The sequence below is a fragment of the Paenibacillus sp. ClWae2A genome (genome assembly GCF_032452295.1).
Lineage (GTDB): Bacteria > Bacillota > Bacilli > Paenibacillales > Paenibacillaceae > Paenibacillus.
The window spans coordinates 444,078-466,232 of the sequence record NZ_JAULSQ010000002.1 but is presented as its reverse complement, the minus strand read 5'-3'; the positions used below and the strand labels follow the sequence as shown (position 1 = coordinate 466,232).

Here is a 22,155-nt window from a genome sequence, read left to right as displayed (position 1 = left end):
CGAGAACCAGGCTTGTGTTCTCTGGGTCTTTATTGCTTTTTGCTATCATCTTTACATGTAACCATCACCTTGGTTTTTCTGTTGGAGATACCATGCTGTCAGCAATAGGTATATCACCGTATACTACATCTTATTTAAGTGGTGTACATATCACACTTTTCCTCGGATTGGGGATCTTCGCCTGTGGCTTTTATCTTACTCGCAAAGAGATTGGTCGGTCGTTTCCGGGACTTGCGAAAGGGTTGTGGATTGTCGTTCTCGCTCTTGTTCTCAGTTATTCGTATATGACGGATAAATTCATGTATATAGCCAAGTGGGGAGCCACAGGCATTGATGCGGTATCCTATGTGCAGAATGCAAGTTCTTGTACCTTTAACGTGCTGAAAACGGGTGAGGCCCGAGCAACCTGTGATCTGACACTCAAAAATTATGGCAGAGATCCCGTATCCGCCGTGTTATTGCCTGATCTCGCTCGCAGTTATAAGTTTAAGGACGATCCACTATTGGAAGCTTTACAATCTGTCCAATTAAAGCCAATACATGTTGGAATTGAACGTCATGGAACGTTTACGGGGAAGTTGGAGTTTTACGGGAAAGCGGAATCCCCTCTGTTCGTCAGTGGGAAACTTATGGATATTGTGCTGGATGTAGGCGTGGATGGAGCGAATACGGTGTTTGATTACGATATTCCATAGTTGATATTTTTATAGAAATAAAGAATAATTACATAAACAGAAGTGAAATAAGGTTTGAGTTGAATAAAAAGATCAAAGACATATACTTAAATCAGGGTAGAGAGCTGGCTAATCGCTGGCTCTTTTTGTGCGTGGAAGTTGCATTTAGTGCAGAAATATTGGTTTTATCTCCTTTCCCCTTGAATTGGTAACGCTTACGCTAGATAATGAATCGGTTTGTCTCAAAAAAATAGTTTGTCTTTACCGCTTACATCATTACAATTAATGTCACGACAAATTAAGACAAGGTGAGATGAAAAGATGTCATATCGGACAAACCTGTTTTCCAAAATGGTCATTCTTATTCTGATTATGCTGATTCCTGTAGTGCTTCTGTACTGGTACTCCAATCACAAAACAACAGCTGTTCTCAGAGATGAGTTGAATCGATCAAATAGTAACCAGCTTGAATTTTTCCAAAATCAAGTGAACACACACATCGAACTGTTATCCTCATGGCCGAATCTGCTCATCCATGATCCGGATATTGCCAGCTTCCGGCGAATCTATGCGGATAGTAACTACTTTGATCTGGATGCGATCAACCTGGTCAAACGTATTCAGAATAAGCTAAGTATTCAGGAAAGCTCATCCAATTGGGCCACAAAGTTATATCTGTACTCTCCTTCGCTGGGCAGGGTAGTTTCCGAAAGGGACGCACGTTCTTACGATAAACAAGCGCTAAGAGAGAATATAAGTTCCGGCTGGGATGTACGCAAAATCCAGGATGGGGAAGATGATCGGTTCATGTTTAGCTGGATTACGGTATCTCCGTACGGTATTAAAGACCCGGCTAATAATGCGGAAACGATTATTAAACTGGAGTTTGATAGTGACAACATTCGGGATATGCTCGACAAATTCAAAGACGATGGCAGGCATGATCCCTTCTATTTCCGAGAAGAGTCGGGGGTTATCTATAATCGGACTTCAGATCGTTCATTAACGAATCAGTTGATGGAAGAACTGTCCGTCCATAAACTTCAGGACGTTGATAATCGTACAGTAGTGATCGGGAACGAGCCTTACATGGTCAATACCGTGAAATCCAGTACAACAGGCTGGTATTTGGTGGACTACATGCCCCTGTCAGATATTCTGAAGCCCATTCATCAATCAAATATGCTGTTCTATTCTTCCATGATTTGTTTGTTGTTAATGAGTTTTGGTGTGGCGTATTTGTTATATGTACAGGTGCAGGTACCAGTGAAACAACTCATTCGCGGGTTCCAGCGGTTGAAGCAGGAAGATTATTCAGTGAGGATTAAGCCGAAGGGCCGCAATGAATTCAGTTTCCTGTCTGAACGGTTCAACTTGATGGTGGAGCAGATCCAGCAGTTGTTTGAACACGTTTACCTGGAACAGATTCATGTGCGTGAAGCCCGGTTGAAGCAGCTGCAATCGCAGATTAACCCGCACTTTTTCTATAATTGTTTCTCTTTCATTACGAGTATGGCGAAGCTGAAGCGTATGGACGCGGTTGTAGCGATGTCGCATAATCTATCGCGATATTATCGGTATACGACAAGACAGGAGCGGGACGTGGTACCGTTGACAGAAGAGATTGAATTTGTCAGCTGTTATCTGGAGATCCAACGGATGCGTATGGACCGGATTCATTACAAGATTGATCTGTCAGATGAGATGTTAAGACAGGAGGTACCGCCACTCATCGTGCAACCACTAGTGGAGAATGCGGTGATTCATGGTATCGAAGCGGACGCGGAAGCCGGAGAAATAAGAGTATCCGGGGAAAAACAGGGCGGTGTCATGGTTCTTGTGGTTGAAGATGATGGGCATGGCATGACACAGGAGGCACGTGAGGCGCTTCTCAATAAGCTAAGGGGAACAATGGATCAGGAGATGGGCTGTGGCCTGTGGAATGTGAATCAGAGACTCCAGCTTCGATATGGGGAGCAGGCAGGGCTTGATATAACGGAATCGGAACTTGGTGGATTACGGGTTACACTGTCATGGCCTGCTGAGCGGGAGTTTCTTCTGGATAGCCAAGATAACATCGAGAACATGTAAGAGCATGATGGAAAATGCAACTTATTGTATAACGAACGAGATAGGGAGTGACTTGCTTGATAGATATACTGCTAGTAGATGATGAAACGTATGTAACAGAAAGTCTGGAACTTACGATCCCCTGGGGAGAGCTTGGAGTAACGACTGTGCTTCGTGCCGCTTCCGGTAAAGAAGCGCTGGAGATTATGGAGGAAAATGCAGTGGATATCGTGGTGACCGATATTCGCATGCCTGGCATGTCCGGACTGGATCTGATTGCAGAGGTGAGCAAACGTTGGTCCCACATTCGCTGTATCTTGCTGACCGGTCACAGTGATTTTACTTATGCGAAGAAAGCGATTCAATTGCAGGCAGCGGATTATATCCTGAAACCTGTAAACGATGATGAATTTATGAGTTCCGTGTCGGCAGCCATCACATCTCTTCGCGATGAGTGGGATGAATTCGATAAATATCACCGGCTCTTATACAGTCGGAAGTCGGATTATAAAATTTTACGGGAAAATCTTATGCATGATCTGCTGCTGGGGCGTGAGATCACGGCGCGGGCACTTCGGGAACAACTGCAACAATATGAGATTCATATTGACCCGGAACAATCGGCTGTGATGATGCTGATTCGCCTTACAGGACGCTTCTCATCAATGGACCAGCAGTCTTTGGATCTGATGGATTTTGCGGTAGGTAATATTGCAGAGGAAGTACTCGGCGAGCAATTTAACGTGTGGTTTGGTCGCGGACCCCATGAGTGTCTGGTGATGTTTTTGCAAAATCAAGAACAGATCGAAGCTCCGCAGATGGACTTGGAGACGTTGAGAATCTCAGCTGAAACTTTCCGTGAGCATGTCATTCGATATTTACAGGGAGATCTGTCCATGGTAGTTACACCGTCATTTCCCTTTAATGAGTTGACAGCAGCTTATCGAAAAAGTCTGGGTTCCCTTGTCCTTTCAGGACCGGAAGAACACAAGATTATATATATGGACATGGATCAGGCACTCAGCAAAAGACCGGAGAATGATGCAACGCAGGCGCTCGAAGAGCTGTACAAACCGCCTGTGCTTCCGCAATTGCTTGAGACCAAGCAATGGGAAGCGGCGGCACGTAAGCTGAACACGGTCTTTGACGCGGCAGAACAGGTACGATTGTCCAGAGAACATGTGTATGAGATGTATCTGTCGGTAACCAATGCATTCATGTATATCGCCCATAAACAGGGGCATCTGGTGCATGAGATTGATCATGCGGGATTTGATCTGCTCCTTGCCCATCAGTTGATTCAATCCCCCGAGAAGCTGCGGCGCTGGGCAACCGAGATGCTGGCGAAGCTTCAGGAAGAGTTGTCCGATCAGGAAGGTGTGCAGAGTCGCAGACATGTGATCAAACAGGTTCAGGAGCTGGTGACAAGAGATACAGGACAGGATCTGTCGGTGAAGATGATTGCGGACAAGGTATATCTACACCCCGTATATCTATCAAAAATTTACAAGGCAGAGACAGGGGAAGGTCTTGGGGACTACATGATTCGTATGCGCATGGAACGTGCTCTGTATCTGCTTAAGAATAGCAACAAAAAAATATACGAGATTACAAGTGAGCTTGGCTATCAAAATCCGCAATATTTCAGCAAAATGTTCAAAAAACATTATGGTATGACACCAAATGAATTTCGGGATCAGGCATAATTACAACAACATTCCAGAATATAGGTTGGCAAAGGTGCAGAAATCTTGATTTCGTATCATAGGCTCAAGGGCCTGGTCAGCCTATAATGAAAGGGTAACCAAAACGATTTAAGGGGGAACAACATGAGAGCGCAATCAACGAAAAAGAGATTCTTGTCGCTTCTCGCTACAACGCTGTGTCTGACTGTCGTTCTTGCAGGATGTTCAGGCGGCAGTGGAGGCGGAGATAATGCAGCGTCAAACACAACAGGAACTGAAAACGAATACAAAGAGAAATACGATCCGCCAGTTACGATTACAACAGCCTGGGGAATTGATCCAGAACTGAAATTCAAAAATGGCGAATCCATGGAAAATAACGTGGCAACCAAGTGGGCCAAAGATCAATTCGGTATTGAAATCAAATCGTTGTGGTCAGTAACAGACACAAATGGAGCATTTGCAACCAAACTTCGTCTTGCCATGTCATCAGGACAAGAAATGCCTGATATTGTAAACGTGGGAGACAATCTGCTTGCTCAGGATCTGATTGATTCTGGAATGTATCAAGAAGTAGGTCCACTGTTCGATAAGTATGCTTCAGACACATGGAAAAAAGCAATTGAACAAGATCCAAACGTATGGAACCAATATAGTCGTGATGGCAAAAGAATGGGTATCCCTGTTCTGGACTACGCATACAACAATGATTACTTGCTCTGGATTCGCCAGGATTGGCTGGACAAGCTGAATCTGAAAGCACCAAAAACAATCGATGAGCTTGAAACCGTTATGGAAGCATTCAAAAACAATAACCCGGACGGCTTGGCTCCTGATAAAGTCACTCCGCTCAGCATTGGTTTCAAAACTTCCATGAATACATGGATGGGAGACCCATCTTGGATCTTTGGAGCATATGGAACATTGCCGTTCCAATGGAATCTGGGGGAAGATGGCAAGCTGGAGTATGGCTCCATTAATCCGGGTATGAAGCAAGGTCTGACCAAATTGAGCGAATGGCTTAAAAAAGGGTATATCCCGCAGGAAGCAGCTCTATGGGATGAGAACAAAACAGCAGAACCAGCAGTTGCAGGAACTGCCGGCATTATTCCAGGACCTTACTGGATGAGTGGATGGCCACTTCTTGATACAGTGAAAAATGTACCGAGTGCGGTATGGAAACCGATTGAAATTCCTACCGGTCCTGAAGGCAAAGCGATGCGTCACGGAACACAGTTCGTTAATGGTGTTACATTGATCAAAAAAGATATGGCACACCCAGAAGCATTCTTTACGTATCAGAACTACCTGTTCGACAATTATGCAGACCCGGCACCAGGCAGCCCTTATGATAACGGTCTGTTTGCAGGCTATGATTATCAACTGGATGCAAATGGAAAACAAATGCCGATTGACGAGATCGAAGGCGGATATGTGAACGTTGTACGTTATTTGCTTGTTCGTGACGGTGCTCGTATTCCAGATGCACAGATGAAAGCTCTGATGAATTTGGCCAATGGCAAAGAGCCTGAAACCAAGCTTGAAAAAGATGTTGCTGTCAATTACGGTAAAGAGACTCCAGCAGCAGCGAAAGTGTTGCTGAGCCAAGAAGAAATTTCCTTCAAGAACATGTTCACAGGTCCGACAACACAGACGATGAAATCGAAGCTTGACTATCTGAACAAAATCGAGAATCAGGCATTTAACGAAATTATCTATGGCAAGAATCCGGTTGATGCGTTTGATACCTTTGTACAAACGTGGAAATCGGGTGGCGGTGACCAGATTACGCAAGAGGTTAACGAATGGTATGACAGTGTGAAAAAATAGTTACAAGCAGCGCTCAGACGACTAACGTCTGGGCGCTTTTTTTTGTTTATTCAAGCTAAGGCAAAGTGGTTGAATTTGTGCCATTTATATTGCTTTTATGTGCTGTTTGGACCCCGTAAAAGGTTGATATAATCGCATTATAAGCCACTCAGGGAGTACTTGAGTAGGAAGAAATACAGGGGGAGCAATCATGAGAACTTTGAAACGCACTTGGCCATTCCACGTTATGCTGTTGCCAGCCATTATCTTTCTGATTATCTTCAGTTATGTGCCTATGGGCGGAATCATTATGGCGTTCCAGAACTACAAGCCATGGCTTGGGATTAGCGGTTCTGAATGGGTTGGGCTGGACAACTTTAGATATCTGTTTGAACGTGAAGACAGCTTACAGGTCATCTGGAACACATTGATTATTGCTGTACTTAAACTGATTTTTAATTTATTTGTTCCATTTGTTTTTGCCATTCTTTTGAATGAGGTTCGCAAGATGGCTATACAGCGAACGATTCAAACGCTTGTCTATTTACCTCACTTCTTGTCCTGGGTCATTCTGGGCGGGATTTTGATAGATCTCTTGTCAACAGGCGGCTTGGTTAACCGGGTTCTGGGAACCTTCGGACTTGGGCCATATTTCTTCCTGGGAGACAACAGTTGGTTCCGATCTACGGTCATTCTGACAGATGTGTGGAAAGAATTTGGCTATAACATGATTGTCTTCCTGGCTGCCCTTGCCGGAATTAATCCAGCATTGTACGAAGCAGCGGAGATTGACGGAGCAGGACGCTGGAAACAGACACTTCACATTACAATCCCTTCGCTTGTGCCGATGCTGATGGTTGTAGGAACACTGGCGCTTGGTAACGTACTGAATGCCGGATTTGACCAGATATTCAACTTGTATAACCCGCTCGTATATCAAACGGGTGACATCATTGATACATTCGTATATCGTTCCGCAATGCAAAATGGTGAGATGGGCTTTGCAACCGCGATCGGATTGTTCAAATCGGTTATTAGTATGATCTTGATACTTGTATCTTACAGCTTAGCCAAAAAATACGCTGGATATCGCATATTCTAAACGAATGAACAGAGAAAGAAGGGACCACGATGTATCATAAATCATTGCCTTATCGCGTGTTTAATATAGTCAATACCTGCTTTCTGATTTTGGTCGCCATTATGTGTATCGTACCAATGATTCATGTACTGGCAGTATCCTTTAGTACAAAGGCTGCTGCCGACGCCAATCTGGTCAATCTCTGGCCCGTAGGTTTTTCACTTGAGGCTTACAAAAAAACGATGAACAATCCAATTTTCTTGAACTCGCTCTGGATCTCACTTCTACGTACAGTGATTGGTACAGCTATTACCTTGCTGATTACGTTCCTGGCGGCGTATCCGTTGTCCAAAGAGAATAGTGAATTCAAAGGCAGAACGATCTACTCCTGGATTTTTGTATTCAGTATGATTTTCAACGGGGGACTGGTGCCGTTCTACATGGTTATCCAGAAGATCGGGTTGATGGATTCCTTCTGGGTACTGGTACTCCCAGGGGCAGTTAACACATTCCTTGTCATTCTTATGCTGAACTTCTTCCGCGGTATTCCGAAAGAACTGGAGGAAGCGGCACTGATGGATGGAGCTAACCATTTCAGAACATTGTTCAGTATCTTCCTTCCCATTTCGATGCCGTCCATTGCAACAATTGCATTGTTCAGTATGGTGTTCCACTGGAATTCCTGGTTTGATGGATTGCTCTACATGAATAACGCCAAGGATTACCCACTTGCTACATTTATGCAAACGGTCATTATTGGACGTGATATGAGTAGCATGAGCATGAATCCAAAAGAAATGGAAGCTCTCTCTCAAACTACGGTAAGGGCAGCTCAGATCTTCATCGGAAGTGCACCGATCTTGATTGTGTATCCTTTCCTGCAACGTTTCTTTGTCAAAGGTATGACGTTGGGCTCAGTTAAAGGCTGAGCCTGTACCCCAAATTAATGGAGGTTGATACAGTGAGCAACTTGACGGAAAAGACATTCATTCTGGGAATGGATGTGTCCTTTATGGATGAAATCGAACAGCATGGCGGGAGTTATAGTGATGTGGATGGCAAGCAACAAGACTTGCTGTCCATCCTGAAGATTAATGACGCTAACGCGATACGACTTCGAATCTGGAATGATCCTGTTGGTGGATTCTGCAATCTGGAGCGGACGGTGGAGATCGCCAAACGTATTAAGGAAAAGGGCTTAAAATTTTTGCTTGATTTCCATTATTCTGATCGCTGGGCTGATCCAGCCAATCAATGGAAGCCGAAAGCATGGGAGAATCTGTCCTATGAAGAGCTTCAACGTGCAGTATGCATGTATACGGCTGACGTTCTGAGAACGTTGAAAGAACATGATGCGCTTCCAGACATGGTGCAGGTCGGCAACGAGATTACGCCAGGCATGTTATGGAATGAGGGACGTGTCGGTGGAGAAGAGCATGATACGGATGAACAGTGGGAGCGTTTTGCAGGTCTTGTGAAGTACGGAATTGCTGCGGTCAAATCCGTTGACGCGGATATTCAGATTATGATACATATTGATCGTGGTGGAGATAACGCCGAGAGCCGTAAGTTTTACGATCGCTTTGAAGCACTGGGTGTGGAGTTTGATATCATTGGTCTTTCGTATTACCCTTGGTGGCATGGCACACTTGATGCGTTACGTGACAATCTTCATGATCTGGCTGAGCGTTATGGCAAACCGATCAATGTAGTTGAAACCGCTTATCCATGGACGCTGGAGCAGCCGGAAGGCATTGAATGGATTTTGAATCAGGAAGATATGTTGTTACCAGGATACCCTGCAAGTGTAGAGGGACAGACCAAATATCTGAAGGATCTATTGCAGATTATTCGCGAAGTTCCTGGTGGTTTGGGGCACGGATTCTATTATTGGGAACCTGCCTGGATACCAAGTAAAGAAGAATGGTCCGTCGGACATCCGAATAACTGGGGCAACCTCACCATGTTTGATTTTAAAGGTCGGAAGTTGGAATCGTTTTCAGCACTCGCTACTGAAGAAGAATCAGCTACCGTGACATGCGTGTAATATCATACAGGTTCGCAAGTTGTATCTGATAAAAAACATGAAGTCATGCCAGATGATGCTTGGTAATTTGAGCCTTGAATATTGTTGTATTAAATAAAAATTGTAATTCAAAAAGCAAGGGAGTTGTCCTTATGACATACAAATTTCCACCTGTAAGTTCCAAAGCCCCGCACATGTTGCATGGCGCAGACTATAACCCGGAGCAGTGGCTCCGCTATCCTGAAGTTTTGGAAGAAGATATTCGCTTGATGAAGCTTGCCAAGTGTAACGTGATGTCCATTGGTATCTTCTCATGGGTATCCCTTGAGCCGGAAGAGGGCGTATACACGTTTGAATGGCTGGATCAGGTGTTGGATCGTTTCGCAGCAAACGGCATCTATGCATTCCTCGCTACACCAAGTGGTGCCAGACCTGCCTGGATGTCCGCAAAGTACCCGGAGGTGCTCCGCGTATCCGAGAAGCGTGTTCGCAATCTGCATGGTTTCCGTCACAACCATTGTTATACTTCCCCGGTATACCGTGAGAAGGTTACTGCGATCAACACAAGACTGGCGGAACGTTATTCGGATCATCCTGCTGTAATCGGCTGGCATATCTCAAACGAGTTCGGCGGCGACTGTCATTGTGATTATTGTCAGGAAGCATTCCGTGGTTGGGTTCAGAAGAAGTATCAAACCCTTGATGAACTCAATCATTCGTGGTGGACGACATTCTGGAGCCATACGGTTACAGACTGGAGTCAAGTGGAATCTCCAGCTCCGCACGGTGAGACACAGGTACACGCGATGAATCTGGATTGGCGCCGTTTCGTTACGGATCAGACAGCTGATTTTATCGTGCATGAAACGAAACCATTGAAAGCTCAGAATCCCGATCTGCCAGTCACAACCAACCTGATGGAATTCTATGGCGGTCTGAACTATTGGAAGTTCGCCGATATTCTGGATTTCCTCTCTTGGGACAGTTATCCGACTTGGCATGATGCAGATGACGACGCAAAACAGGCATCCCGTATCGCCATGATGCATGACATCGTTCGTTCCATCAAAGGCGGTCAGCCGTTCTTGCTGATGGAGAGTACTCCAAGTTCAACGAATTGGCAAGATGTCAGCAAGCTGAAAAAACCGGGTATGCATTTGCTCTCTTCTCTCCAGGCTGTGGCACACGGTTCCGATAGTGTTCAGTACTTCCAGTGGAGAAAGAGCCGGGGGTCCAGTGAGAAACTTCATGGTGCGGTGGTAGACCACGTTGGAACAGAACACACACGTGTGTTCCAAGATGTTACCGACGTAGGAACGGCTCTTGAAGGCATGGAAGCCATTGTAGGAACAGCGGTTCCGGCAGAAGTTGCAATCATATTTGATTGGGAAAACCGCTGGGCCGTTAATGATTCACAGGGGCCGCGCAATATCGGTGTGAAGTATGAGCAGACCGTGGAAGAGCATTATGAAGCGTTTTGGAAAAAGGGAGTCGCTGTAGACGTTATCGATATGGATGCAGATCTCTCCAAGTACAAGTTGCTGATTGCTCCAATGCTCTATCTGGTACGTGAAGGTGTCGGGGAACGCATTGAGAAGTTTGTAGAACAAGGCGGTACGTTTGTAGCAACTTACTGGTCTGGTATTGTTAACGAAAACGATCTGTGTTTCCTGGGTGGATTCCCAGGCCCACTGCGTAAGACACTTGGCATCTGGTCTGAGGAAATTGACGGATTACATGATCGTGATCTGAACGGAATCATCCCGGAGAAGGGCAATGAGCTTCAGCTCAATACAGCGTATGATGCAATTGAACTGTGTGATCTGATTCATCTGGAAGGTGCGAAGTCACTGGCTACGTATCGTTCTGACTTCTATGCCGGTCGTCCGGCATTGACGGTTAACCAGTTGGGTTCAGGAAAAGCATATTATGTAGCGACACGTCTGAAAGCACCATTCTATGATGATTTCTATGCGAAACTAATCGCTGACCTGAACATTGAGCGTGGACTTGAAACAGAGCTGCCTGCCGGAACAACGGCACATACGCGTACAGATGGTACGGCAGATTATGTGTTTGTACAGAACTACACACCAGATGAGAAGCTGGTTGAATTAGATGGACAGTCCTATACCGATCTGCTCAGTGGTGATGCTGTGGAAACAAGTCTCAGCTTGAAGCCATATGACATTTGTGTTCTGCGCAGACCTGCTGTCCGGAAATAATATAGGTCCATCCTTACTTTATCAACGGAGTTAAGATACAAAAAGAGTGCCCTGAACGCCTGACATTGGTGTTCAGGGCATCTTTTTATTTATGTATTTGGCTGTTGAACCACTTTTTCTGGACAAGATAAAGGATAAACGTGTCCGCGCAGCGAAGACAAACACGTAACATGTAACTCAAGACTTTCAGTCTGGGAGGAATGGAAATGAATCAAAGAAATCTGGATGGTAACAGCATTATTATTCGACTGGAAATGACAACTAAGGATATCAAGTTTGGCGAAGTGGCTTCGGCCATCTCGGAAGCTGGGGGAGACATCATTGCCATCGACGTGATTTCCACCAATCAGGATGTGAGCGTGCGCGACTTGACGGTCGCAGTTACAGATGCACAAGATAACAGTAAAATTATAGAAGGGGTGCGCCAGCTTAAAGGTGTGTCCATTATAAACGTATCGGATCGGACGTTCCTGCTTCATCTGGGCGGTAAGATTGAAGTAACACCCAAGACCCCGATTCACAACCGGGAAGATCTGTCCCGTGTGTACACCCCGGATGTGGCTCGTGTATGTTCAGCCATTTCAGAAGAACCTGGCAAAGCCTTCTCATTGACTATTAAACGGAATACAGTGGCCGTCATATCTGATGGCAGTGCGGTGCTTGGACTTGGTAATATTGGTCCTCGTGCAGCGATGCCTGTCATGGAAGGTAAAGCGATGTTATTCAAACAGTTTGCAGGTGTGGATGCTTTCCCAATCTGCCTGGACACACAGGATACCGAGGAAATCATACGTACTGTGAAAGCGATATCACCTGGTTTTGGCGGCATTAATCTGGAGGATATCTCGTCACCGCGTTGTTTCGAAATTGAACGTCGTCTGAATGAGGAATTGGACATTCCGGTATTTCATGATGACCAGCATGGCACAGCGGTTGTGTTATATGCCGGTCTGATCAATGCACTCAAACTGGTGGGCAAGTCCATTGAAGATGTGAAAATTGTTGTCTGTGGTATCGGTGCAGCAGGTGTAGCATGCAGCAACATATTATTGTCTGCAGGAGCCAGTCGACTTATAGGTGTCGATCGTGAGGGTGCAATAGTACGGACACAAACCTATGAGAATGAAGTCTGGAGCGACTATGCAGCTCGTACTAACCCGGAATTGGAGACTGGCTCGCTGCGTGATGTCATTCGCGGAGCTGACGTGTTCATTGGCCTGTCCCGCGGGAATCTGTTAACTCGTGAAGATGTACAGACCATGGCAGAAGATCCAATCGTGTTTGCGATGGCAAACCCGGTACCTGAAATCATGCCTGCCTTGGTGGAAGATATTGTAGCGGTAATGGCAACAGGACGATCCGATTATCCGAATCAGATCAACAACGTGTTATGTTTCCCAGGCATCTTCAGGGCAGTTCTGGATTGCCGAGCCACTGAAATTAATGAAGAAATGAAGCTGGCAGCCGCGCAAGCGATTGCTTCTGCCATTACGGACGAAGAGCGTACACGTTATTACATTATTCCGAGTGTGTTCAATGATAAAGTGGTCAAATCGATGCGCAGTCGCGTGATTGAAGCAGCTGTTAAAACGGGTGTGGCACGACGTATTCCTCGTGAACAGGCCCGTGAAGGCGGGGAATCGTAAGATGTCAGAGAACCCCCATCAACCTGCCGGCCCGAATCTGCAAGAATTAGGGCACATGCATAATCTAGATGAAATAACGGCAGGAGAGGCAGTTCTGCGAGCCGCCAGATCTTTTGTTCAAGGTGACTCTTCCAAACATAGTGATGGTCATGACTGGCCGCACATTGAACGGGTAACCGCACTTGCGGTCGAACTCGCTCACCGCATGGGTGCAGATCCATTTATCTGCGAACTGGCCGCATTATTACATGATGTACCAGATGAGAAGTTGAATGAGAGCTTGGAAGCCGGGATGACCAAACTGAATGACTGGCTGGATACCCAGCCTCTTGACCCGGATACACGTAATAAGGTTGTGGGTATTATTAGCACCATCTCATATGCAGGAGGCCAGCGTCCTGCGGTCAGTTCGCTTGAAGCACAGGTTGTACAGGATGCAGATCGTCTGGATGCGCTGGGTGCGATTGGGATCGCGCGAACCTTTGCCTTTTCAGGGGCCAGAGGGCGCGAGATGTACGATCCGTCCCTTTCCCCACGGGAGCAGATGACCCGTGAGGAATATCGCAATGGGCGCAGCACAACGATAAATCATTTTTACGAGAAGTTGTTCAAGCTCAAGGATCTGATGAATACCTCCTATGGCAAGGAGCTGGCGGAACAGCGTCATGATTATATGGTGCAGTTTGTGGACCAGTTCAAAAGGGAGTGGGAGGGCACGGACCGTTAGGCAGGCATAATAAGCATGAGCATTCCACAGAGGTATCATAAGTAACAGAGGCGAATCTTTGAAGTGGCGAAAATCCATTTTGAAGATTTGCTTCTTTTTGGGTTAATAATGTGTATTAACATACATAAAGAAATCAATTTCACAATACCTCTGACTTATGACATGGCAACGAAAGACCTTACATGGTACAATAAATCGTTCTCCTGAATGAATTCAGGCAAAAAAAGAAATATGGGGTAATAATGAACATGATTATCAAATGTAAAATTTCAGGTTCGGTAAAGAGGAGGGGTCACCACCATGTCGTTTGGTGCACGTGTACTTAAGACGGGGATCGCGGTCACGCTTGCCTTGTACCTAAGCAGCCTGTTCTTGAACCCGCAATCTCCCGTGCCTGCCGCAATCGCGGCTATATTCGCCATGCAGCCTTCCATCTATCGTTCCTGGAAATACTTCCTGGATCAGTTGCAAACGACCACGCTGGGAGCTATTGTCGCCCTGGTGGGGGGCATGGTGTTGTCCAATGAGCCAATCGCCGTTGGATTAATTATTGTACTTGTCATCATGATCTGTCTTAAATTGAATATGGGTGAAACGGTTGGCCTGACACTGGTCACGGTTGTATCCATTATGGAAGCCTCGGGTGACTGGCATTTTGCACTCAATCGTTTTCTGTTGACACTGGTTGGTATTGTATCGGCGTTTCTCATCAACATTACGGTATTTCCTCCGAAACCGAAGGTTCAGTTCGTGAAGCAGATCCATAGTGTATTCAGCGGTATGTCGTTGCTTCTGCGAACTTCGATCTCGGATGAGATCAAGGAAGTTGTATTCCGGGAGGAGAAAAGCAACCTGGGAGGTTCCATTAAGTCTCTGTCCGACAAGTATAACTTGTTCGAAGAGGAACAGAAAAAGATGAAACGTTCGAAATTCAGCGAAACTCGTCAGATGGTGGTCTATAAACAAATGCTGCTGAGTCTGCAAAAAGGATATGAGGTGCTGGATTCGGTGGAACGCCACTATTTCCAGGCACCGCGGACAACGGCCATGGATCAGTTTTTTGACTCACATCTTGAACTGGTTATCAAATTCCATGAGCATGCACTGCTCAAGTTCGAGGATAAGCTGAAACCTAATGGGGAAGAGGCCGCACAGTTTGTATTGGATAATGACCGTTTCATGGAGCAGGCGATCACCCAGTTTGATCTCGACAAGGAAGGGATGTTACGATTGTCCATCGTGGCTGCTGCCATTTATGATTATGGATATCAGTTGGAACGTCTGAATCGACTTGCCGAACATGTGCATAGCGCCAGTGAAGACAAAGAATCACAGGACAAAATTTTGAATTGGCTTAAGTGGCCTTAGGCATGATTCGTAATCAAAAGTAGACTTTTTGAACAACCTCTCTAAGTGCGAATTGTGTATCTGCTTCGTGATCAGATACAATGGAACTACAACATTGCCCGGACAATCGTGTCCGGGTTGTTTTGTCATACATAAGGCTGAATGGCAGGAATGAATATTAACGAACTGAGGGATAGAGATATGATTTTAGAAGAATTGGACGCTGAACTAATGGAATGGTTGAGTGGGACCAATCTGGAGCATAAACAGCATGAAGCCATGCAACTGCTGACCGTATCTGAGGATCAATGGCCGCATCAGGCGATGATTAGTATGGGGGAAGTGATTGCGATAAATCCGCATCAGCTTAGACTGGCTCTATGGCAAGGGACACAGACCAGTATGAACATGAGCAAAACAGGCAAGGCTACCTTGATTGCGGTTCAAGGACATCGATTGTTGCATATCCGTATAGAAGTAGAACGGCTGCCTGAGATGAAGGGGGCTGTTCATCCGAGAGATCGTTTTGAAGCACAAGTGCTCCATGTACGTGTGGATCACGCGCCATATGCGGAGATCACTTCAGGAATAACCTTTCAATTAAAAGATGAACTTGGAGCAATTACACGCTGGAAAGAGACAATTGAAGAATTACGAAAGTAGGCAGGAGTAGCTAAGTCAGTTGAGGACCCGGTGATTGGGTAATAATGAAGAAGAAAACAACAAAAAACGCCTCCGCTTGCATCGGGACGTTGTCACTGGTACAATAAAAAATGGTTTTCAGAAAATTAGAACTAATTAACATATAATTAAAATGTTTACTTTCTAATAATTATACCATTGCCTTTTCGGGCTTGTCAAATGGGATTTTGAGGACACAATCCGGGGAAAGAGGGGCTATTAACATATGAGTACAGATCAGCAATGGAATGAGGAACAACAACGGGTCAACACCGTGACCGATCAGATTGAGCGCAAGATCACAACGTTAGAAGATGAAGTAGGCTCCTTCCGTGACGAAGTAGTTGGCATGAGAAAAGACTTCTGGGACGAAGTTACGATGAACTTCAGTGAAGCGGATGATGTCGGGGAGACTTCAACCAGCATGCGGCAGCAGTCACAGGTACTGTCCGATCGAGAGCGCAGCCATCTGAATACTGCAGCTGCGTTGGACAAAATGAAACGACTGCATCATTCACCGTATTTTGGCCGCATTGATTTCAAGGAAGATGGTTATCCAAATGCTGAGCAGATTTATCTAGGTATTGCATCGTTGCTGGATGAGAAGGAAGAATCCTTTCTGGTCTATGACTGGCGTGCACCAATCTCTAACTTGTATTATGACGGAGCACCGGGGCCGATCACATATCATACACCAAGCGGGGAGATCAGCGGTGATATAGAGATGAAGCGGCAGTTTGTCATTCGGGACGGACGTATCCGTTTTATGTTTGACACGGGGGTTACGATTGGTGATGAGTTGTTGCAGGCTGTGCTAAGCCGAACTTCGGATGCACAGATGAAGAGTATTGTAGCGACTATTCAGAAGGAGCAGAACCGGATTATTCGCAATGACCGGACACGTATGCTCATTGTGCAAGGCGCAGCCGGGAGTGGCAAAACATCCGCCGCGCTCCAGCGCGTAGCATATCTTCTCTATAAATACCGCGAGCATCTGCAAGCGGATCAGATGGTTCTTTTTTCACCGAATCCAATGTTCAACAGTTATGTCTCCACGGTACTGCCTGAGCTTGGGGAGGAAAACATGTTGCAAACGACCTTCCAGGAGTATCTGGAGCGCCGTTTGGGTCGTGAATATCAACTGGAAGATCCGTTTATTCAGCTCGAATATGTACTTACGGGGACGGAAGATCCCGATTATGATGTGCGCATGTCCAGCATTCGCTTCAAGTCATCCGAATCTTTCCTGAAAGTCATTACACGTTATAAGGAAAGCATGTTATCAGGTGGCATGAAATTCAAGCCGGTTCGCTTCCAGGGCCGAGCGATTGTCACGTCAGAGGCTATGGCTGAGAAATTCTACAGTTTCGAGTCATCCGTTAAGCTGGTGAGTCGACTGGAGATGTTGCGGGACTGGATGCTGAAAGAACTGTCTGCCTTTGGTAAAGGTGAACTGGATGCGCCTTGGGTGGATCAGCAGCTTGATCTGATGGAGCCGGAGGATCTGCAACGTGCCTATCAACGGTTGAAGCGCAAGCAAAAAGGGAAGACCCATACGTTTAATGACTTCGAGCAGGAAAGAGAAATTCTGGCACGTATGGTGGTTAGTGACCGACTCAAACCGTTGCGGAAATGGATCAAGTCCTTACGATTCGTTGATATAAGACAATTGTATGCACATCTGTTCAGCGATCAGGCTCAGATGGAGCGATTGCTGGGTGACGAAGCGCTCCCTGCTCAATGGGATGAAATCTGTAAGATGACTTTACGCAGATTGAAGCTTCAGGAGTTGGCATATGAAGATATTACGCCATACTTGTACTTGCGTGAGCTTATGCTTGGATTCCATATTAACTCCAATATTCGCCATGTCATCATTGATGAAGCCCAGGATTATTCTGCGTTTCAGTTGGCATTTATGAAGAGATTGTTCCCACGGGCGAAAATAACAGCCCTTGGTGACTTTAATCAGGCCATCTATGCCCACTCTTCAGTGCTTAGTGGAACAGGACCTTTGACTAATCTGTACGGTCCAGACAATACAGAGGTCATTGAGCTGACGAGAAGTTATCGATCTACTCGGGAGATCGTGGAGTTTACCCGTGGCATGGTGCCTGGTGGGGAAGAGATTATTCCATTTAACCGTAGCGGTGAGAAGCCTAAAGTGATCGTTTCTTCTGATGCCGAGCGTCATATGAACGTCATCACGACAGACCTCCAGCACTTGATTAAGGAAGGATATGAATCAGTTGCAGTTATCTGCAAGACCGCCGAAGAGAGCAGAGACGTACATGCTGCATTGAGCAAGGCACTGCCCACAGCACCGAAGTTAATCAAAAAAACGACGCTGGCTTTTGAGCGGGGTGTTCATGTCATCCCGGCGTATCTGGCCAAAGGTGTGGAATTCGATGCTGTCCTGATCTATGACGGCTCTGCAGAGCAGTATGCCCAGGAGCATGAACGCAAATTGTTCTACACGGCTTGTACACGAGCGATGCATTTGTTGCATGTCTATTGTGTGGGCACACCGAGTCCGTTCATTACCGCCCAGTCGGAAGAATGGTATGATCTTGGCAAGGTGTCTGCTGCGCAAGTGGACTGACATAACACGTTCATGTGCATGAAGAAGGCTTCCGTTCAATGGAACGGGAGTCTTTCTGTATATGATACATAGATCGGGAAGAAGCTAGCTTAGCGAGGGAATTATACGTGATGAGGTTACAGCCATATAGGTGATCGTATTGATAAAAATACCTAACGTGAATTCGTAAGGATTGGGTCCCGTGGATAAAAATGACTTGATAATTTGTATTCAAGCACAATGGATGTGATTTTTCTTTACACATGAGGTCCGGACTCATATAATCGTAACAATATATTTTTTTTGGGTTCGTTTATTAAAGGAGGCAACAATATGAACAAATCATCTTTTGAACGGCCACTTATGGCCGATTGTGTACCTGATCTGGTCGCTACAGCACGGGGAGATTTGCCGGCGACTTTGGTCATTCGGGGAGGTACGCTGGTAAACGTGATATCGGGTGAGATTTTGCCTGAGATGTCTATAGCTGTACAGGGAGCTCGAATCGCTTATGTCGGTAAAGATGTAAGCCACACTATCGGAGAACATACCCGGATCATTGAAGCAAACGGTAAATATATCGCTCCTGGTCTGCTGGATGGACACTGCCATATCGAAAGTACACAGATGAAAGTAACCGAGTTTGCGAGAGCGGTATTGCCTTCAGGCACGACCGGAGGTTTCTTTGACCCACATGAGATCTCTAACGTGCTTGGTCTCAAAGGTCTGAGACTGATGCTGGATGAAGCGCGGACCACACCGATGGCAGCTTATATGCAGGTGGCTTCCTGTGTGCCTTCCACCCATCCAGGACTGGAGACAACGGGTGCTTATATCGGGCCTGAAGAGGTAGCTGAGGCTCTTTCCTGGGGTCCGGACATGATTGGTCTTGGTGAAGTGATGAACTTCCCTGGGGTGGTCTATGGGGATGAGACGATGATTGGTGAGATACAGGCAACGCTCCGGGCAGGTAAAGTAGCAGACGGTCACTTTACCTGGGCTGCAGATGACTGGCGTCTGCCAGCGTATGCAGCGAGTGGCGTTACAGGTGATCATGAATGTGTGACCAAGGAAGATGTGGTTGAACGTCTGCGACTCGGAATGTACGCAAAGATGCGCCAAGGTTCGGCGTGGCATGATGTGGCCGAAACGATCAAAGCCTGCACTGAGCTTGGACTGGATACACGCCGGATGATGCTGGTGACCGATGACCGAAGTTCTGAATCGCTGCTCAAAGAAGGACATATGGATTTTGTTGTTCGTCTAGCAATCTCTCAAGGGGTGAAGCCGGTTACGGCTTTCCAGATGGCCACCATTAACACGGCTGAGCGCTTTGGTGTTGCGCGCGACATTGGTGCCATTATTCCGGGCAACATAGCCGATATTATTCTGCTGGACGGCCGGTTGGCGGATGTACGTGTGGGCATGACGATTGCTGCCGGGCAAGTTGTAGCGGAGAACGGGAAAATGACGGCGGTTTGGGACAGCTTCACGTACCCGGAGGAAGCGCTGAACACGGTGAAGTTAGAAGCTAATATTCAGCCAGAAGATCTGGAACTGGCTGCACCGATTACAGAGGGTACGATTGGTGCCAAAATTATTCATGTCACAGAGAACCATGTGGATACGAAGGAGAAACATCTGCCTGTTACCGTAGAGAACGGTAAGGTTGTGGTTTCAACTTCAGGGGAAGTATGCAAAATTGCGGTATTGGAGCGTCACAAACAAACCGGGAACCGAGCGGTAGCGCTTGTTGGAGGCATCGGCTTCACATCACCTGCGGCGATTGCGATGACAGTTGCTCATGATAGTCACAACCTGTTGATTATCGGTAATGATGATGCGCTAATGGCTGAAGCCGGTAATCGTGTCATTCGTATGCAGGGCGGGGTCGCGGTGGTAACGGCGGAAGGTGTAACCGAATTCCCGCTGCGGATTGCAGGTTTGATGTCAACCGAGCCATTCGAAGTCGTTGCAGCCCAATCGGCAGCAGTCAGTGAAGCTTTACAGTCCGCAGGATGTACGTTGAATAATGCGTTCATGACGCTTTCGTTGCTCGCGCTGGTTGTGATTCCAGAATTACGTTTGTCCGACAAGGGGCTTGTGCGGATCTCGGCAGAAGGTATTGAACTGGTGTCTCTTTTCGATGAAGTGGTTGACAATACACCGGTAGCTCCATCGGGTAATGAATGAACGGAAATGTCGACTAGACATCATTAAATAGGGTTCCATATAAAGCCGCCTTAGGGCGGTTTTTTGGTGTGTTTTGAGAGAAAACGCTTTCTAGGTCTTCTGGAGCTTGGTGCACATATGGCAATAATGACTGAAGTCATGCTGGAATAAGGATTGAATTTGAAAATAATGAATAATTGTGACTTTTGAACTATACATACAGAACTACGAATTCCCGAAATATAGTTATATGATTCTTTCGTCGTAAGTCTTAAAGATGATATTGCATATAAAAGCAATCCGAATTCGTCGTACCTAATAAGTATCCATTAAATGAATATGAAACGACACAATTTCATCCAGATTTGCACGTCAGAGCTGATAACTTCAGAGGGAGTGTACAAATATGAAAAGCAAAAGGGGTTACCGTTTTATCGTATTACTGAGTTGTTTGATCCTGTGTGCGAGTACAGCCTGTTCTTCCAAAGCCATAGCGGATGGTTCAGTCGACAGTTATGCAACGATTCATGGAAAACTTGATGTGCCAGTGAGAGCGACTTGGGTATGGGATACCACCCAGATCCGAAGTAATCCTCAAGAGGTGTTAAATTACGCTACAGCGAACAAAATCAATACGATCTATCTGCAGATGAACCGGGATATAAAAATTCCTGAGTATAAAAGTTTTATCCGCCAGGCGAGAGCCAAGAACATAGCGGTTGACGTCATGGATGGAAGATCAGCCTGGGGGTTGACGGAAAGCCGGGAGCAGATTGCATCTTTCCTGGACTGGATCGAGGCATATCAGGCGCAGGCGTTGTCCAATGAGAAATTTGCTGGTATTCATCTGGATATTGAGCCGCATGTGCACCCGCAATGGAAAACCAATCAGGCCAGTGTAATTACCCAGTGGCAAGGCAATGTGGAGTATATTGTTGAGCGAGCATCACGGATGAAGATGCCGGTAGCGGCTGATCTGCCTTTTTGGCTCGATAACTACAAGATTCCGGGTTCCACGATGGCCGTAAGCAGTTGGATGATTCGCAAGTTTGATTCCATCACCATTATGGCTTACCGCGATACAGCTGCTGCAATCTATAGTGTAGCGAAGGATGAACTTGCAGAAGCAGCTCTGCTCGGCAAGACGATCTCGATCGCCGTGGAAACAAAGCAAAGTAAAGAAGGCGACTTCATTACTTTTTATGAAGAGGGATCTGCTTATATGGAAGCACAGTTGAAGTTGGTCGAAAAAATGGCTTCAGTACATGCGTCCTTTAACGGGTTCTCCGTACATGAGTATACTTCATGGAAGACACTGAAAAAGTGAGGCCAATGTTTAGCTTCAAAGCGTAAGGCTGATAGCAGCGAGTGAGATGAGTTCTAACTGAGACAATGTGGCTCAGATCAGATCGTTATTTTACTCGTTGGCTG

At 46.1% G+C, this 22,155-nt stretch carries 15 protein-coding genes; all 15 read left to right on the top strand.

Annotated elements, in window-relative coordinates:
- The first annotated feature begins 92 nt into the window (after window positions 1-92).
- Window positions 93-695, top strand: coding sequence for a hypothetical protein (locus QVE09_RS08130; protein ID WP_315936407.1), 603 nt, complete (start codon window positions 93-95; stop codon window positions 693-695).
- A 300-nt stretch (window positions 696-995) separates the two neighbouring features.
- Window positions 996-2,765 (top strand): sensor histidine kinase, encoded by a 1,770-nt coding sequence (locus QVE09_RS08125; protein ID WP_315936406.1) that lies wholly within the window; start codon window positions 996-998, stop codon window positions 2,763-2,765.
- Between the two features lie 56 nt (window positions 2,766-2,821).
- Entirely contained in the window at window positions 2,822-4,450 is a 1,629-nt protein-coding gene (locus QVE09_RS08120) for a response regulator (RefSeq protein WP_315936405.1), read from the top strand.
- 123 nt (window positions 4,451-4,573) lie between these two features.
- The gene (locus QVE09_RS08115) at window positions 4,574-6,259 is read left to right on the top strand and encodes a type 2 periplasmic-binding domain-containing protein (RefSeq protein ID WP_315936404.1); all 1,686 of its coding nucleotides are present in this window, start codon (window positions 4,574-4,576) and stop codon (window positions 6,257-6,259) included.
- A gap of 190 nt (window positions 6,260-6,449) precedes the next feature.
- The gene (locus tag QVE09_RS08110; protein ID WP_074094500.1) at window positions 6,450-7,340 is read left to right on the top strand and encodes an ABC transporter permease; all 891 of its coding nucleotides are present in this window, start codon (window positions 6,450-6,452) and stop codon (window positions 7,338-7,340) included.
- 29 nt (window positions 7,341-7,369) lie between these two features.
- Window positions 7,370-8,248 carry a carbohydrate ABC transporter permease gene (locus QVE09_RS08105; protein WP_076326910.1) on the top strand — a complete coding sequence of 293 codons (879 nt, stop codon included), beginning with the start codon at window positions 7,370-7,372 and terminating at the stop codon, window positions 8,246-8,248.
- Between the two features lie 32 nt (window positions 8,249-8,280).
- Complete coding sequence (locus QVE09_RS08100; RefSeq protein WP_315936403.1) at window positions 8,281-9,366, top strand: glycoside hydrolase family 53 protein; 1,086 nt, start codon at window positions 8,281-8,283, stop codon at window positions 9,364-9,366.
- Window positions 9,367-9,497: 131 nt separating this feature from the next.
- The gene (locus QVE09_RS08095; RefSeq protein ID WP_315936402.1) at window positions 9,498-11,570 is read left to right on the top strand and encodes a beta-galactosidase; all 2,073 of its coding nucleotides are present in this window, start codon (window positions 9,498-9,500) and stop codon (window positions 11,568-11,570) included.
- Window positions 11,571-11,776: 206 nt separating this feature from the next.
- Window positions 11,777-13,216, top strand: a complete 1,440-nt coding sequence (locus tag QVE09_RS08090) for an NAD-dependent malic enzyme (protein ID WP_315936401.1) — start codon at window positions 11,777-11,779, stop codon at window positions 13,214-13,216.
- Window position 13,217: 1 nt separating this feature from the next.
- Window positions 13,218-13,943 carry an HD domain-containing protein gene (locus tag QVE09_RS08085; protein WP_315936400.1) on the top strand — a complete coding sequence of 242 codons (726 nt, stop codon included), beginning with the start codon at window positions 13,218-13,220 and terminating at the stop codon, window positions 13,941-13,943.
- Window positions 13,944-14,243: 300 nt separating this feature from the next.
- Window positions 14,244-15,311 carry an FUSC family protein gene (locus QVE09_RS08080; RefSeq protein WP_315936399.1) on the top strand — a complete coding sequence of 356 codons (1,068 nt, stop codon included), beginning with the start codon at window positions 14,244-14,246 and terminating at the stop codon, window positions 15,309-15,311.
- A gap of 180 nt (window positions 15,312-15,491) precedes the next feature.
- A complete protein-coding gene (locus tag QVE09_RS08075; protein ID WP_315936398.1) occupies window positions 15,492-15,953 on the top strand; it encodes a pyridoxamine 5'-phosphate oxidase family protein in 462 nt (153 codons plus the stop codon).
- 244 nt (window positions 15,954-16,197) lie between these two features.
- Window positions 16,198-18,573, top strand: a complete 2,376-nt coding sequence (helD, locus tag QVE09_RS08070; RefSeq protein WP_315936397.1) for an RNA polymerase recycling motor HelD — start codon at window positions 16,198-16,200, stop codon at window positions 18,571-18,573.
- 312 nt (window positions 18,574-18,885) lie between these two features.
- Entirely contained in the window at window positions 18,886-20,745 is a 1,860-nt protein-coding gene (locus QVE09_RS08065; protein WP_315936396.1) for an adenine deaminase, read from the top strand.
- Between the two features lie 385 nt (window positions 20,746-21,130).
- Window positions 21,131-22,051: a hypothetical protein gene (locus tag QVE09_RS08060; protein WP_315936395.1), complete on the top strand. Its 921-nt coding sequence runs from the start codon at window positions 21,131-21,133 to the stop codon at window positions 22,049-22,051.
- The last annotated feature ends 104 nt before the right edge of the window (window positions 22,052-22,155 follow it).

What these genes read in the sequence shown, in the direction of transcription:
- QVE09_RS08130 (WP_315936407.1), top strand. Translation starts at nt 93, where the DNA reads ATGCTGTCAGCAATAGGTATATCACCGTATACTACATCTTATTTAAGT.
- QVE09_RS08125 (WP_315936406.1), top strand. Translation starts at nt 996, where the DNA reads ATGTCATATCGGACAAACCTGTTTTCCAAAATGGTCATTCTTATTCTG.
- QVE09_RS08115 (WP_315936404.1), top strand. Translation starts at nt 4,574, where the DNA reads ATGAGAGCGCAATCAACGAAAAAGAGATTCTTGTCGCTTCTCGCTACA.
- QVE09_RS08110 (WP_074094500.1), top strand. Translation starts at nt 6,450, where the DNA reads ATGAGAACTTTGAAACGCACTTGGCCATTCCACGTTATGCTGTTGCCA.
- QVE09_RS08105 (WP_076326910.1), top strand. Translation starts at nt 7,370, where the DNA reads ATGTATCATAAATCATTGCCTTATCGCGTGTTTAATATAGTCAATACC.
- QVE09_RS08095 (WP_315936402.1), top strand. Translation starts at nt 9,498, where the DNA reads ATGACATACAAATTTCCACCTGTAAGTTCCAAAGCCCCGCACATGTTG.
- QVE09_RS08090 (WP_315936401.1), top strand. Translation starts at nt 11,777, where the DNA reads ATGAATCAAAGAAATCTGGATGGTAACAGCATTATTATTCGACTGGAA.
- QVE09_RS08085 (WP_315936400.1), top strand. Translation starts at nt 13,218, where the DNA reads ATGTCAGAGAACCCCCATCAACCTGCCGGCCCGAATCTGCAAGAATTA.
- QVE09_RS08080 (WP_315936399.1), top strand. Translation starts at nt 14,244, where the DNA reads ATGTCGTTTGGTGCACGTGTACTTAAGACGGGGATCGCGGTCACGCTT.
- QVE09_RS08075 (WP_315936398.1), top strand. Translation starts at nt 15,492, where the DNA reads ATGATTTTAGAAGAATTGGACGCTGAACTAATGGAATGGTTGAGTGGG.
- helD (WP_315936397.1), top strand. Translation starts at nt 16,198, where the DNA reads ATGAGTACAGATCAGCAATGGAATGAGGAACAACAACGGGTCAACACC.
- QVE09_RS08065 (WP_315936396.1), top strand. Translation starts at nt 18,886, where the DNA reads ATGAACAAATCATCTTTTGAACGGCCACTTATGGCCGATTGTGTACCT.
- QVE09_RS08060 (WP_315936395.1), top strand. Translation starts at nt 21,131, where the DNA reads ATGAAAAGCAAAAGGGGTTACCGTTTTATCGTATTACTGAGTTGTTTG.